Origin of the sequence: Agromyces sp. MMS24-K17 (genome assembly GCF_043950245.1) — a bacterium.
Taxonomy (GTDB): Bacteria; Actinomycetota; Actinomycetes; order Actinomycetales; family Microbacteriaceae; genus Agromyces.
This window is the reverse complement of the sequence record NZ_CP171640.1, coordinates 3,575,078-3,588,781: the sequence shown is the minus strand read 5'-3', so window position 1 is coordinate 3,588,781 and position 13,704 is coordinate 3,575,078. Positions and strand designations below refer to the sequence as shown.

12 protein-coding genes are annotated in these 13,704 nt (G+C 72.8%); 9 read left to right on the top strand and 3 right to left on the bottom strand.

Features of this window, described 5'->3' with window-relative positions; genetic code table 11:
* The 5 genes from mtrB (at position 1) to secA (ending at position 7,984) form a co-directional block, all read left to right on the top strand.
* Positions 1-1,638 carry an MtrAB system histidine kinase MtrB gene (gene mtrB, locus ACGGZK_RS16500; protein ID WP_395243708.1) on the top strand — a complete coding sequence of 546 codons (1,638 nt, stop codon included), beginning with the start codon at positions 1-3 and terminating at the stop codon, positions 1,636-1,638.
* A complete protein-coding gene (locus ACGGZK_RS16495; protein WP_395243707.1) occupies positions 1,631-3,307 on the top strand; it encodes a GerMN domain-containing protein in 1,677 nt (558 codons plus the stop codon). Before mtrB ends, ACGGZK_RS16495 begins: the two co-directional genes overlap by 8 nt.
* Before the next feature lie 110 nt (positions 3,308-3,417).
* Complete coding sequence (locus ACGGZK_RS16490; RefSeq protein ID WP_395243706.1) at positions 3,418-4,224, top strand: ComF family protein; 807 nt, start codon at positions 3,418-3,420, stop codon at positions 4,222-4,224.
* Between the two features lie 102 nt (positions 4,225-4,326).
* A complete protein-coding gene (gene hpf / locus ACGGZK_RS16485; RefSeq protein ID WP_395243705.1) occupies positions 4,327-5,019 on the top strand; it encodes a ribosome hibernation-promoting factor, HPF/YfiA family in 693 nt (230 codons plus the stop codon).
* A gap of 169 nt (positions 5,020-5,188) precedes the next feature.
* Positions 5,189-7,984 (top strand): preprotein translocase subunit SecA, encoded by a 2,796-nt coding sequence (secA, locus tag ACGGZK_RS16480; RefSeq protein ID WP_395243704.1) that lies wholly within the window; start codon positions 5,189-5,191, stop codon positions 7,982-7,984.
* A gap of 86 nt (positions 7,985-8,070) precedes the next feature.
* On the opposite strand, the gene ACGGZK_RS16475 is transcribed toward secA, so the two are convergent.
* Complete coding sequence (locus tag ACGGZK_RS16475) at positions 8,071-8,520, bottom strand: Rv3235 family protein (protein ID WP_395243703.1); 450 nt, start codon at positions 8,518-8,520, stop codon at positions 8,071-8,073.
* A gap of 285 nt (positions 8,521-8,805) precedes the next feature.
* On the opposite strand from ACGGZK_RS16475, the gene ACGGZK_RS16470 reads away from it, so the two are divergent.
* The gene (locus ACGGZK_RS16470) at positions 8,806-9,414 is read left to right on the top strand and encodes a hypothetical protein (protein WP_395243702.1); all 609 of its coding nucleotides are present in this window, start codon (positions 8,806-8,808) and stop codon (positions 9,412-9,414) included.
* Positions 9,415-9,426: 12 nt separating this feature from the next.
* On the opposite strand, the gene ACGGZK_RS16465 is transcribed toward ACGGZK_RS16470, so the two are convergent.
* Positions 9,427-9,717, bottom strand: a complete 291-nt coding sequence (locus tag ACGGZK_RS16465) for a helix-turn-helix domain-containing protein (protein ID WP_395243701.1) — start codon at positions 9,715-9,717, stop codon at positions 9,427-9,429.
* A gap of 123 nt (positions 9,718-9,840) precedes the next feature.
* Between ACGGZK_RS16465 and ACGGZK_RS16460 the strand changes: the two genes are divergently transcribed.
* From ACGGZK_RS16460 to ACGGZK_RS16450, 3 genes are all read left to right on the top strand, one after another.
* Positions 9,841-10,476, top strand: a complete 636-nt coding sequence (locus tag ACGGZK_RS16460) for a hypothetical protein (RefSeq protein ID WP_395243700.1) — start codon at positions 9,841-9,843, stop codon at positions 10,474-10,476.
* Positions 10,476-11,729, top strand: coding sequence for a CpaE family protein (locus ACGGZK_RS16455; RefSeq protein WP_395243699.1), 1,254 nt, complete (start codon positions 10,476-10,478; stop codon positions 11,727-11,729). Before ACGGZK_RS16460 ends, ACGGZK_RS16455 begins: the two co-directional genes overlap by 1 nt.
* 84 nt (positions 11,730-11,813) lie before the next feature.
* Complete coding sequence (locus ACGGZK_RS16450) at positions 11,814-13,316, top strand: sensor histidine kinase (protein ID WP_395243698.1); 1,503 nt, start codon at positions 11,814-11,816, stop codon at positions 13,314-13,316.
* An 81-nt stretch (positions 13,317-13,397) separates the two neighbouring features.
* Here the strand turns inward: ACGGZK_RS16450 and ACGGZK_RS16445 are convergent, their stop codons facing one another.
* Positions 13,398-13,646 (bottom strand): WhiB family transcriptional regulator, encoded by a 249-nt coding sequence (locus ACGGZK_RS16445; protein ID WP_395243697.1) that lies wholly within the window; start codon positions 13,644-13,646, stop codon positions 13,398-13,400.
* Positions 13,647-13,704: the final 58 nt, after the last annotated feature.

Sequence of the window (13,704 nt, the reverse complement as noted above, 5' to 3'; positions counted from 1 at the left end):
ATGACCGCGTCCGTCCCGGCGGTCCGCCCGGGCAGCCCGTGGCGCGAGGCGCGCCGGCGGTTCTCCGCGCTGTGGCGGCGGTCGCTGCAGTTCCGCACGGTGGCGATCACGATCGGCCTGTCGACGCTGGCGGTCCTCGTCATCGGCCTGTACATGACCTTCACCGTCGCGTCGAGCCTGTTCCAGACCCAGCTCGAGCGCGTGCTCGGGGCATCCAACAGCGCGACCGTCGCGGCGCAGAAGATCCTGACCTCGACGGATGCCTCGGATCGCGCCGCCCTGCAGACCGTCATGGGCCAGGTGTCGACCACGGTGCAGCAGGTCACGGGCAGCTCGGCGATCGCGATCCTGCGGGCCCCCGGCCAGCCGCCGTCGAGCGACGCGCCGCTCGACCTCCAGGCGCGCGCCCTCGCGGGCACGATCACCCCGGAGCTCCGTGCGAGCGTGCAGGACAACCCGAACCTGCAGTTCTGGCAGTCGGTCGAGCTGGCCGACCTCGACGGGGCCGATCCGGGCGTCGTGGTCGGCAGCGACCTCGAGGTGCCGGGCGCCGGCACCTACGAGCTGTACATCGGCTACAACTTCGGCGACGCGCAGGCGACCCTGGCGTTCATGCAGGCCACGGGCGTGATCGGTGCGACCGCCCTCATCCTGCTGCTGAGCGCGATCACGCTGCTGCTCGTGCGCTGGATCATCGAGCCGATCCGCACGGTCGCGGCGACGAGCCGCCGGCTCGCGGCCGGCGACCTCGGCGTGCGCATGCCCGAGCAGGGGGAGGACGAGCTGTCGGCGCTCGCCGGCAGCTTCAACGGCATGGCCGACAGCCTCCAGGCGCGCATCCGCGAGCTCGCGGAGCTCTCGGTCATGCAGCAGCGCTTCGTGTCGGATGTCTCGCACGAGCTGCGCACCCCGCTCACGACGATCCGGCTCGCCGGCGACGTGCTCTACGGCCAGCGCGACGAGTTCGCCGGACCGACCGGCCGCACGGTCGAGCTGCTGCACACGCAAACCGAGCGATTCGAGCTGCTGCTCGCCGACCTGCTGGAGATCAGCCGATACGACGCCGGGTCGGTCGAGCTGTCGACGGAGCCGACGAACCTGGTGCACCTCGCCGGCGACGTGATCGAGGCGATGCACGACCTCGCGAACGAGCGCGGCAGCGAACTGCGACTCGTCGCGCCCGGCGGGCACCTCGATGCCGAGGTGGATCCGCGCCGGGTGAAGCGGATCATCCGCAACCTGCTCGGCAACGCGATCGAGCACGGCGAGGGGCGTCCGATCGTGGTGGCGGTCGACAGCAACGCCTCGTCGGTGGGCGTGAGCGTGCGCGACTACGGGCTCGGCATGACCGAGGAGGAGGCGGCTCGCGTGTTCGACCGGTTCTGGCGTGCCGATCCGAGCCGCACCCGCACCATCGGCGGCACCGGCCTCGGCCTGGCGATCTCGCTCGAGGACGCCGCGGCCCACGGCGGCCTGCTCGACGTGTGGAGCCGTCCCGGGCACGGCACGGTGTTCCGGCTCACGCTGCCGCGCACCGCTGGGCTCGCGGCGATCGAGCCGCCGCTCGGCCTCGAGCCGGACGACCCGGAGGCCGCCGGCCCGGACGCCCCGGCCACCGAGGGGGTGCGCGATGCGTAGGATCCTGGCACTCCTCGCCGCCGTCGTGGTCGCCGCGGTGCTCGCGGGCTGCGCGACCATCCCGAGCTCGGGGCCGGTGCGGCAGGGCGAGCAGCAGGAGGCCGCCGAGCTCCCCGACCTCGACCTGCTCGCGGCGGGCCCGCAGCCCGGTGCGACCCAGGAGGAGATCCTCCGCGGGTTCATCGACGCCGCCACCGACCCGCGGAACAACTACCAGATCGCCAAGGAGTTCCTGACCACGGCCTTCGCCGCGGAATGGGATCCCACCGCGGCCGTCACCATCGACGAGTTCGCCGACCGCGACGAGGTGGTGACGGGTGAGGACTCCATCCGCGTGGTCGCCTCGCCGGTCGCGGCGCTCCGCGCGAACGGCCAGTACGAGGTGGTCTCGTCCTCGGCGCCCATCCCGTTGGAATACAAGTTCGAGGCCGTCGACGACGAGTGGCGCATCTCGCTGGCCCCGACGGGCCTGCTCATGGACTCCGCCGACTTCGCCCGCGTCTACCGGCAGCACACCCTCGTCTTCTTCGACCCGGAGTTCCGGTTCGCGGTGCCCGACCTGCGTTGGTTCGCAGGCCGCGACTCGGTGCAGACCACGATCGTGCGCGAGCTCCTCGCCGGACCGGCGGAATGGCTGGACGCGGGCGTGGTGTCGGCGTTCCCCGAGGGTGCCCGGCTGGAGGCCGACTCGGTCCCCATCACCTCGGGCGTCGCGCAGGTCGACGTCGACGCGTCCGTCGAGGATCAGCGCGCCGTGCAGCTCATGGAGTTCCAGCTCCAGACCAGCCTCGAGTCGGTGCGCAGCGTGCAGGAGGTCGAGCTCTCGCTCAACGGCGCGGTGCAGGACGTCCCGGGCCTCGCCGATGCGCCCATCGTGAACCCGCGCGTCGACGCCAGGGCCGTCGCGTACGACGGGGAGGCGTTCGGGCACCTCGCCGCCGGCGACGAGGGCATCGTGCCGATCGCCGGGCTCAGCGACCAGGTCGCGGCGCTCGGCCCGATCGACGCCGCGGTGGGGCCGGGCGACGCCTCGGCCGCCGTGCTCGCCCCGGACGGCGTCTGGCTCGTCCGGGAGGGCGAGGCCGCGCAGCTCCTCGACCCGCGGGGCGGCCTGATCGCCCCGGCGATGGACGTGCACGGCATGGTGTGGTCGGCGCCCGCCGACGCGCCCGACGAGCTCGTGGTCTACCCGCCGGACGGCGAGGGCGTGCAGGTGCCGGTGCCGTGGACGGGATCGAGCCTCGCCGGACTCGAGGTGTCGCGCGACGGCACCCGCGTCATCGCGCTCGTCGTCGACGGCGGGCGAGCCCGGTTCGTCGCCGCGGCGGTCGAGCGGGACGCCGACGGGGTGCCGATCGCGGTCGGCGCGGCCACGCTCGCGCTCGCCGAGGTCTCCGGCAGCCCCCTCGACCTCGCGTGGATCGACGATCGCACGGTCGCGTCCCTGTCGACCGCCGACGAGGGCGGCACGCGGCTGGTCACCCAGGTGCTGGCCGGGCTCGCGACGCCGTCGACGGGTCCGCAGGGCGGCGTGCAGGTCGACGGGTCGAACAGCGAACGCGAGGTGCGGGTGCTGACGTCGGCCGGTGAGGTGGACACGCGCAGCGGCGTCGGCTGGCAGGTGCGCGCGACCGGCATCCGGTTCCTCGCGCCGCAGCAGACCGACTGACGCGGGGGGTCGGCTCCACGATTCCTCCACCGGGCACGGCGCGGGCGCGGTTCCTCCCGTCGTGTGCGTCCCGCGGCCGCGCGCGCGATCGCGTCGGGCAGGGTCGGGGGATGCCACGCTCCGCACCCGTCCCGCCCGCCACGTCGCCGCGCCGCACGGTCCCGGTCGTCGGCGCGGTCGCCGAAGCGGTCGCCGTCGCGGTCGCCGACGCGCTGGCGGTGCTCCTGCCCGTCGCGTGCGCCGGCTGCGGTCGCGCCGACCGCTCGGTCTGCGCGGCCTGCCGCCTGGCGCTCGGCACCCGCCCGGTCCGGGTCGCCCGCCCGGGCGTCGACGCGTGGGCCGCCTTCACCTACGACGGCGTCCCGGCCCGGGTGATCGGCGCCTACAAGGACGGCGGGCGGACCGATGCGGCGCGCCCCCTCGCGAACGCGCTCCGCTCGGCGATCGCCGCCGCGATCACCGCAGCGCTCGCGGCGCGCGAGGACCCGGGCGTCGTCGCGGCCGGGAGGCCGGCCGTCGCCGCACGGGGCCCGATCGAGCTCTGCACGGTACCGTCGTCGCCGCGGGCGCTGCGCGAGCGCGGCTACGCGCCCGTCGACCGGCTCCTCGCGACGGCGGGCCTGCGACCGGCGGGGGTGCTCCGGCTCACCCGCGAGCACGCCGACCAGGCCGCGCTCGGCATCGGCGCCCGCCGGGCCAATGCCGCGGGCTCCCTCGCGGCGAGGCATCCGTTGACCGGGCGGCGGTTCCTGCTCGTCGACGACGTGCTCACGACCGGCGCCACGCTCGCCGAGGCATCCCGGGCCGTCCTGGCCGCGGGCGGCGCGATCGCCGGGGCCGCCGTGCTCGCCGACACGCCGCGCCGCCTCGGCGGCGTCACGTGGGCCCGCGCCGATCGGTCGTCCGGCGCGTCGTGACACATTCGTGACATTGCCAGCCAACGGGCGTACGGTGATCGGACAGGCGTGGTCGACCACCCTCACAGATCCGGGTGGCACGCCTGGGACGTGGAGGTCGAGATGGAACTGAACATCGTCGGACGAAACCTCGGGGTGACGGACCGATTCCGCGCGTACGCCACGGAGAAGGCCGAGAAGGTCGCCAACCTCGCCGAACGGGCGATCTCGCTGGACGTGAAGCTGCTGCGTCAGGGCGAGAAGAACGGCAACCCCGGGCCCGACCGTGTCGAGCTGACCCTCGTCGGACGCGGACCGGTGGTCCGCGCCGAGGCGGACGGCTCCGACAAGTACGCCGCCTTCGACGTCGCCCTGGGCCGTCTCCTCGAGCGCATCCGGCGTGCGAAGGACCGCCGCAAGGTCCACCGGGGCCAGCACCGCCCCACCTCGCTCCGCGAGGCCGCCGACGACGGGTTCACCGGCGTGGGCGTGCAGGCCGCCCCGGTCGACGTGATCGAGGCCGTCCGCACCGGGAGCATCCCCGTCGTCCAGGAGGCCGAGGCGGTCGAGGAGGACGACGTGTACTGCCCCGTCGTCATCCGGCGCAAGGTGTTCGCCTCCTCGCCGATGACGGTCGACGACGCGCTCTACTTCATGGAGCTCGTCGGCCACGACTTCTACCTGTTCGTCGACGCCGAGACCGGCCGGCCGAGCGTCGTGTACCGGCGCAAGGGCTGGGACTACGGCGTCATCGGACTCGACGAGCAGGGCGCGGCCGTCGACGCCGCCGCCGAACCGGAGCGCGTCAGCGCCTGAACCGACCCATCGACCGCCCCGGCCGCATCGCGACCGGGGCGGTTGCCCGTTCCGGGCATCCGCCCAGCCCGCCGCCCGTTAGCATTGGGGGTAGGTCCGCCTGCGTCGGCGGCCACCGGTGCGCCCTGGCCCGTAGGGGCGGCGCCCGATGATGACAGGAGAGCAATCCGTGGCTTCGATTCTGGAAAAGGTCCTTCGCGTCGGCGAGGGCCGAACCCTGAAGCGACTCGAGAACTACGCCAAGGCGATCAACGCGATCGAAGACGACTTCAAGGACCTCAGCGATGAGGAGCTGAAGCACGAGACGGTCGAGTTGCGCGAACGCTACGCGAACGGCGAGTCGCTCGACGACCTCCTCCCGGAGGCGTTCGCCGCGGTCCGCGAGGCGAGCCGCCGCACGCTGGGCCTCCGGCACTTCGACGTGCAGCTCATGGGCGGCGCCGCCCTCCACCTGGGCAACATCGCCGAGATGAAGACCGGTGAGGGCAAGACCCTCGTCGCGACGACGGCCGCGTACCTCAACGCGCTCACCAGCCGCGGCGTGCACGTGATCACGGTCAACGACTTCCTCGCGAGCTACCAGTCCGAGCTCATGGGGCGCGTCTTCCGCGCGCTCGGCATGACGACCGGCTGCATCCTCGCCGGGCAGACCCCGGCGCAGCGTCGCGAGCAGTACGCCGCCGACATCACCTACGGCACGAACAACGAGTTCGGCTTCGACTACCTGCGCGACAACATGGCGTGGCAGGCCTCCGACATGGTCCAGCGCGGCCACTGGTTCGCCATCGTCGACGAGGTGGACTCGATCCTCATCGACGAGGCCCGCACGCCGCTCATCATCTCGGGCCCCGCCTCGGGCGAGGCCAACCGCTGGTTCACCGAGTTCGCCCGCCTGGCCGACCGCCTGGTGGCCGGCGAGGACTACGAGGTCGACGAGAAGAAGCGCACCGTCGGCGTGCTCGAGCCCGGCATCGAGAAGGTCGAGGACTACCTCGGCATCGACAACCTCTACGAGTCGGCGAATACCCCGCTCATCTCGTTCCTCAACAACTCGATCAAGGCCAACGCCCTGTTCAAGCGCGACAAGGACTACGTCGTCATGAACGGCGAGGTGCTCATCGTCGACGAGCACACCGGCCGCATCCTCGTCGGACGCCGCTACAACGAGGGCATCCACCAGGCGATCGAGGCGAAGGAGGGCGTGCAGGTCAAGGCCGAGAACCAGACCCTCGCGACCGTCACGCTGCAGAACTACTTCCGCCTCTACGAGAAGCTCTCGGGCATGACCGGTACCGCCGAGACCGAGGCGGCCGAGTTCATGTCGACCTACAAGCTCGGCGTCGTGCCCATCCCGACCAACCGGCCCATGGTGCGCATCGACCAGCCCGACCTCGTCTACAAGAACGAGGAGGCGAAGTTCGCGCAGGTCGTCGAGGACATCGTCGAGCGCCACAAGAGCGGCCAGCCCGTCCTGGTCGGCACGACCAGCGTCGAGAAGAGCGAGTACCTGTCGCGCCTGCTCGCCAAGAAGGGCGTGCGGCACGAGGTCCTGAACGCGAAGAACCACGCGCGAGAAGCCGCCATCATCGCCCAGGCGGGCCGCCTCGGCGCGGTGACCGTCGCGACGAACATGGCCGGCCGCGGCACCGACATCATGCTCGGCGGCAACGCCGAGTTCATCGCCGTGCAGCGCATGCACGACAAGGGCCTGTCACCGGCGGAGACGCCCGACGAGTACGAGGCCGAGTGGGACGCGGTGTTCGCCGAGGTCAAGGCCGTCGTCGACACCGACGCCGAGAAGGTGCTCGCCGCCGGCGGCCTGTACGTGCTCGGCACCGAGCGGCACGAGTCGCGTCGCATCGACAACCAGCTGCGCGGTCGCTCGGGCCGTCAGGGCGACGCCGGCGAGAGCCGGTTCTACCTCTCGCTCACCGACGACCTGATGCGCCTGTTCAACGCCGGCGCGGCGGAGAGCCTCATGTCGCGCGGCGTGCCCGACGACGTGGCCATCGAGTCGAAGGTCGTCTCCCGGGCCATCCGCTCGGCCCAGTCGCAGGTCGAGGCGCGCAACGCCGAGATCCGCAAGAACGTCCTCAAGTACGACGACGTGCTGAACCGCCAGCGTGAGGCGATCTACTCCGACCGTCGCCACATCCTCGAGGGCGACGACCTGCACGAGCGTACGCAGCACTTCCTCGAGGACGTCATCGACGAGGTGCTCGACCAGCACACCGCCGAGGGCAACCCCGACGAGTGGGACTTCGACGCGCTCTGGACCGAGCTGAAGACGCTCTACCCGATCGACATCACGATCGACGAGGTCGTCGCCGAGGCGGGGGAGAAGGGCAAGGTCAACCGCGACTTCATCCGCCGCGAGATCCTCTCCGACGCGAAGGTGGCGTACGAGAAGCGCGAGGCGCAGCTCGGCTCGCCCGCGATGCGCGAGCTCGAGCGTCGCGTGGTGCTCTCGGTTATCGACCGCCGCTGGCGCGACCACCTCTACGAGATGGACTACCTCAAGGACGGCATCGGCCTGCGCGCCATGGCGCAGCGCGACCCGCTGGTCGAGTACCAGCGCGAGGGCTACGCGATGTTCCAGCAGATGATGGGCGCGATCCGCGAGGAGACCGTCGGGTTCCTGTTCAACCTCGAGGTCGAGGTCGCCGAGCAGGGCAGCGGTGCTCCGGCCGTGCAGGCGCGCGGACTGGCACGGTCGTCGGCCCCCGACGACAAGCTCAGCTACTCCGCTCCGAGCGACTCGGGTGGCGTCGAGGTGCGCAACCAGCGCGGCCAGGTCCAGCAGGCGGCCACCGAGCGTGCTCGTCGTGCGGTCGCGGCCTCGCAGGCGCCCGCCGCGCCGCAGCAGCCCGCTGGTCGCGGTGCGTTCGGCCAGGCGACCGGCGGCGACCAGGCCGCCCCGCAGAACCGCGCCGAGCGTCGCGCCCAGGAGCGTCGCGGCAGCTGAGTCGCATCCGCAATGGCGAAGCGGCCGCCCTCCGATCGGAGGGCGGCCGCTTCGTGTTCCGGCAGTAGGGGAAGACGGCGGAACGGTCAGAGGACGTTGAGGGCGCTGGCACGCCACCTGGAGTCCATGCCCTCCAGGCGGATCGCGATCGCGCGGGTGCGATGCCGCTGGTGCACCATGACGACGGCCTCGACGGCGCCGTCGACCGGCTCGTACATGTGGATGTTGCCGATCGAGAAGACCGGGCGCTGGGCGTTCACGCCACGGGCGCGGCGCGCACGCGAGGCCAGCACGACCCGCTTGGCGAGGTTGCGGTAGACGTCGTCGGTCACCCACCGCGCCAACTGCTCGAGGTCGCGCGCACCCGCGTACGCCTCGATCACGCAATGCGCGAGGTTCGTGAGCAGCGGCACCGGGTCGGGCAGCTCGCTGCGCGTGGCCGGTTGGCGGCCGAACAGCTCGTCGTCGGCCTCGGACGGTCGGTGGGCGAACCGGAAGGCGGGCGTCGGGGTTTCGGCGGCGCGAAGTGCGGACATCGGACTTCCTTGCTCCTGTAGGGCGGGGCAACGCGGGGGCGGTGGGGACAACGCGAAGGGTCGACACAGGGTGGAGCGGGGGTGGCGCGTTGGGGGCGCCGGGAATGACGTGGGGGTGGCGCACAGGGGTGAAGCATGGGGGTGGCACAGCAGGAGCGTCCCTCGAACTGGGGGTCCGTGAAGGACGCTGAGGAAACGGTACGGTCGCTCCGATTCCAAGTCAAGCGATTCTCCGACATGTGGAGAAACGCCCGGCGGTACGGCCTCCGGCGGTACCGTCGCTGCATGCGATGGGACCGGCTGTTCGACGACCTGGAGTCGCAGCTGGACCGGGAGCACGAGGAGGAGGAGCGGGCGCTCGCCTTCGAGGAGGAGCGGCTGCGGCTGTCGCGGCTCACCCTCCGCGACCGGATCACGGCGATGGCCGCCGACGGCCGTGGCGACGCGACCGGTGCGCCGTCGGCCATCCGCCTGGAGCTGGCCGGCGGCGAGCGGCTCGCCGTCCGGCCGGACGGCTTCGGTCGCGACTGGCTGAGCGGCGACCTCGTCGACGCGGCCCGATCCGGTGCGCAGGCGCTCGTCCCGCTCGATGCGATCGTGGCCGTCCTGCCGATGCGCGAGCAGCTCGCGCGGAGCCTCGCCGGCCCGGCGGCGCCGGCCGGCCGGCTCGTGGAGCGGATCGGGATCGCCTTCATCCTCCGCGACCTGAGCCGGCGGCGCATCGCCGTGTCGGTGTCCACGCACGACGGGCGGTTCCACGGGACGATCGATCGGGTGGCACGCGACCACCTCGACCTGGCGCTGCACGAACCCGGGTCGTCGCGTCGGGAGCGCGACCTGCAGGGCTATCGCATCATCCCGATCGCGAGGCTCGTGTCGGTGGTCTTCGACTGAGCGACGTCGGGGTCAGTCGACCGCGCGGAGGTGGCGCTGGTTCGCGCCGGACAGCTCGGCCACGTTCGCGAACTCGCCCTCGTTCCACGCCGTGTCGACCTCGGACTGGCGGTACTGGCCCTCGATCCACAGGTCGAGTTGGGTCCGCTCGATGCGGTACGGCCCGGACGATCCCACCCGGATGGCGGGCAACTCCCCGGAGCGGACGAGGGCGTCGACCATCGACACGTCCACCGCCAGGATCTCGGCGGCGTCGGCGAGCGAGAAGAAGCGGCCGACCTCGCGCGTTCGGGGGGTGGTCATTGAACGATTATCGGGGCGCCCGTGATCGGCGGCGAGCGGTGTGGATAACTTCACGGCGTTCTCCCGGGTTGCCGCGACCATGGTCCAGGTCGCGCGATCGCGGCCGGGACGGAGGGAGCGCGGATGACACGCCGACGCACTGGTGGAGAGCGCGGCGCGGTCCGACTGGACCCGCGGCTGCTGATCGGCATCGTGCTGGTGGCCGGCTCGACGATCGGCGTCTGGGCGCTCGTCTCCGGGCTCGACGACCGCATCCAGGTGTACGCGACCCGTGACACGGCGACGCCGGGCACCCGGCTCGAGGCCGACGACCTCGACGTGCGCTCCGTGGGGATCGACGAGGACGCGGCGGCGCACTACGTGCAGGTCGGCGACCTCGACGTGGACGGGGTCGTCGTCACGCGCACGGTCGGCGCGGGGGAGCTGCTGCCGACGGGTGCCGTCGGCACCGGGGCGTCCGTCGACGTCGCGAGCATCGTCGTGGCCACACGAGGGCCGCTGGCGGTCGGCGTGGGTGCCGGCACCCGGGTCGACGTGTGGTCCGCCGCAGCGCTCGAGCACGGCGCGTACGACGCTCCGACGGTCCTCGTCCCCGGTGCGGAGATCGCGGCCGTCATCGAGGAGGACGGCCTCGTCGGCGGCGATGCCCGCCAGGTCGAGCTGCTCGTGCCGCGGGGCCGGGTCGCCGCGCTGCTGCAGGCGCTCGCGGCCGGCGACGCGATCGACCTCGTCTCGGCGCGGCTCGCCGAGGGCGACTGATGGCCCGTCTCCTGCTCGCGCTCGACGCGACCGTCGAGGACCGCCTGCTCGCCGACGCCGTCGAGCACGGCCACGAGATCCTCGGGCGGCTCGTCGGATGGCGTGAGGTGCTCGACGCGCTCGACCGGCTCGGCCCCGACCTCGTGCTCGTGGACGCCGATCGCGGCACCCTGAGCGCCGAGCTGCTGCAGGCCTGCGATGACCGGGGCATCCGGCTCCTCGCCCTCGCGGGCGACGACCGGGCACGGGCACACGCGGCCCAGGTGGGCCTGCACGAGGTGCTCGATGCGACCGCGCCGTGGACCGAGGTCGAGCGCCTCGTCGCCGGCGTCGTCGCGCTGCCCACCCGACTGGGCGAGAGCGCACGCGCGGCCGAGCGGGGCGCCGGCGTCATCGCCGTCTGGGGACCTGCGGGCGCCCCGGGCCGCACCCTCCTGGCGATCGCGATCGCCGCCGAGCTCGCCGAGGCCGGCCGCCGGGTCACCCTGGTCGACGCCGACCCGTACGGGGGTGCGGTCGCCGCATCGCTCGGGCTCCTCGACGAAGCCCCGGGCTTCGCATCCGCGTGCCGGCTCGCCGCCTCGGGCTCGCTCGACCGGGCCGAGCTGGTCCGCCTCGCCCAGCGGTCGACCGCCGCCAGGGGGTCCTTCGACGTGCTCACGGGGCTCGTCGGCCCGAGCCGCTGGCCGGAGCTCACCGACGAACGGGTGACCGCTGCGCTCGGCGCGGTGCGCACGACCGCCGACGCGGTGGTCGTCGACGTCGGGTTCAGCCTCGAGCGCGAGGAGGAGCTCACGAGCGACCCCTTCGCGCCGCGACGGAACGCGGCGACCTTCGCCGCGCTGGCGGCCGCCGACCGGGTGGTCGCCGTCGGGCTCGCGGATCCGATCGGGCTCGCGCGGCTCCTGCGGGGTCACGCCGAGCTGCTCGACCTCGTCGACGCCGAGCGGATCGACGTCGTCGTCAACCGGCTGCGGGCCAGCGTGCTCGGGATCGACGCCGGAGCGCAGGTGCGGCAGACCCTCCGGCGGTTCGCCGGCATCGAGCGGGCGGTGCTCCTGCCGAACGACCCGCGTGCGTGCGACACCGCGCTGCTCACGGCGCGTTCCCTGCCGGAGGCCGCGCCGAGGTCGCCGCTGCGCGCCGCCATCCGGGGGTACGTGCACGACGCCCTGCTGCCGGCGATCGCTCCGGCCGAGCAGCCGGCGCGGCGGAGGGGCTTCCTGGGGGTGCGGGCCGCGCTGGCGGGCTGACCCGTCCGGGGCGAGGCCGTGCGGCCGGGCGAGGCCGTGCCATCCGTCGCGGGAGCCGCGGTCGCGCGGCGCTACGCTGGAGGCGTGTCGACCCTCAGTGACCTCGTCCTCGCCCAGGGCCGCAGCAGTCAGGCCGACGTCGACTGGCTGCACATGCTCGTCGGCGACCTGCAGCTGCTCGCCGATCTCGCCTTCGCCGACATCGTGCTGTGGGTGCCGTCCGGCGACGACGAGTTCGTCGCCGTCGCCCACTCCCGGCCGTCGAGCGCGGCGACCCTGTTCTATCGCGACTTCGTGGGCCAGGCGATCAAGCCGCAGTGGCGCGAGCTCGTCACCAGCGCCTTCACGACCGGTCGCATGGTCGACTCGTCGTCGCCCGACTGGTACGAGGAGATGCCGACCCGCGTGCGGGCCGTGCCGGTCATGCGCAGGCTCAAGCCGACGGGCACGGAGATCGCGCCCGAGCCCGTGGCCGTCATCACCCGGCACACGAACCTGAGCGCCGCTCGCACGCCGAGCCGGCAGGAGCTCACGTTCAACGACTGCGCCGGCGAGCTGTTCCAGATGATCGCCTCGGGCGACTTCCCCGACCTGGGCGCACCCACCGGCCCGCGGCGCGGCGCGCCCCGCGCCTCCGACGGCCTCATCCGCCTCGACGTCGACGGCGTCACCACGTTCGCGAGCCCCAACGCCCTCTCGGCGTTCAACCGCATGGGCTTCGACGACGAGCTCGAGGGCGAGTCCCTCGCCGAGGTGACGACCCGGCTCCTCACCGGCAAGCTCGTCGTCGACGAGTCGCTGCCGCTCGTGGTCACCGGCCGGGCGCCGTGGCGCACCGACGTCGAGTCCCGCGGGGTCACCGTGTCGCTGCGAGCCATCCCGATCCGGCACCGCGGCGAGCGGATCGGCGCGATCGTGCTGTCGCGCGACGTGACGGAACTGCGCCACCAGGAGCAGGAGCTCATCACCAAGGACGCGACGATCCGCGAGATCCACCACCGGGTGAAGAACAACCTCCAGACCGTGGCCTCCCTGCTGCGCATCCAGTCGCGCCGGACGCACTCCGACGAGGCGAGGGACGCGCTGACCCAGGCGATGCGCCGCGTCGGCGCGATCGCGCTCGTCCACGACACCCTCTCCGAGGGGCTGTCGCAGAACGTCGACTTCGACGACGTGTTCGACCGGGCGCTGCTGCTCGTCGCCGAGGTCGCCGCGGCGCACAACACCACCGCGCACCCGCGCAAGTCGGGCAGCTTCGGCGTGCTGCCGAGCGAGTACGCGACGCCGCTGGCGCTCGCCCTCACCGAGCTGGTGACGAACGCGGTCGAGCACGGCCTGGCGGGTCAGGAGGGCGTCGTCGAGATCACGGCGACGCGCAACGAGACCACGCTGACCGTGCAGGTGCGCGACACGGGTTCCGGCCTGCCCGAGGGCAAGGTCGGCGAGGGGCTCGGCACGCAGATCGTGCGGACGCTGATCCAGGGCGAGCTCGGGGGCACCATCGACTGGCACACGCTGGCCGGCGAGGGCACCGAGGTCACGATCGAGATGCCGCTGCGCTGGATCACCGGCGGCACCCGGCGCTGATCTCGTCAGCGGCCCCTCGGCCGCCCCGGCGGGTACGCGAACGGGGCGCCGGTCCTCGACCGGCGCCCCGTTCGTCGCAGTTCAGGAGGCGCGGCGGGCGCGGGCGGCGCGGCGCTTCAGCGCACGACGCTCGTCTTCGCTCAGGCCGCCCCACACGCCCGAGTCCTGGCCGGTCTCGAGGGCGTACTGGAGGCAGATCTCCGTGACGGTGCAGCGGGCGCAGACGGCCTTCGCCTTCTCGATCTGGTCGACCGCCGGCCCGGTGTTGCCCACCGGGAAGAACAGTTCGGGGTCGGCCGTGAGGCAGGAGGCTTTGTCGCGCCAATCCATGGAGATGCTCCTTGTATGTACTTCGGGTCACAGCCGCCATCACGGAGAGGCGCGCCGG

Bases quoted from the DNA above. Each gene is read 5' to 3' on its own strand.
- ACGGZK_RS16495 (WP_395243707.1), top strand. From the start codon at position 1,631: ATGCGTAGGATCCTGGCACTCCTCGCCGCCGTCGTGGTCGCCGCGGTG.
- ACGGZK_RS16470 (WP_395243702.1), top strand. From the start codon at position 8,806: ATGCGATGGGACCGGCTGTTCGACGACCTGGAGTCGCAGCTGGACCGG.
- ACGGZK_RS16445 (WP_395243697.1), bottom strand. From the start codon at position 13,646: ATGGATTGGCGCGACAAAGCCTCCTGCCTCACGGCCGACCCCGAACTG.
- ACGGZK_RS16455 (WP_395243699.1), top strand. From the start codon at position 10,476: ATGGCCCGTCTCCTGCTCGCGCTCGACGCGACCGTCGAGGACCGCCTG.
- ACGGZK_RS16465 (WP_395243701.1), bottom strand. From the start codon at position 9,717: ATGACCACCCCCCGAACGCGCGAGGTCGGCCGCTTCTTCTCGCTCGCC.
- ACGGZK_RS16460 (WP_395243700.1), top strand. From the start codon at position 9,841: ATGACACGCCGACGCACTGGTGGAGAGCGCGGCGCGGTCCGACTGGAC.
- ACGGZK_RS16475 (WP_395243703.1), bottom strand. From the start codon at position 8,520: ATGTCCGCACTTCGCGCCGCCGAAACCCCGACGCCCGCCTTCCGGTTC.
- hpf (WP_395243705.1), top strand. From the start codon at position 4,327: ATGGAACTGAACATCGTCGGACGAAACCTCGGGGTGACGGACCGATTC.
- mtrB (WP_395243708.1), top strand. From the start codon at position 1: ATGACCGCGTCCGTCCCGGCGGTCCGCCCGGGCAGCCCGTGGCGCGAG.
- ACGGZK_RS16490 (WP_395243706.1), top strand. From the start codon at position 3,418: ATGCCACGCTCCGCACCCGTCCCGCCCGCCACGTCGCCGCGCCGCACG.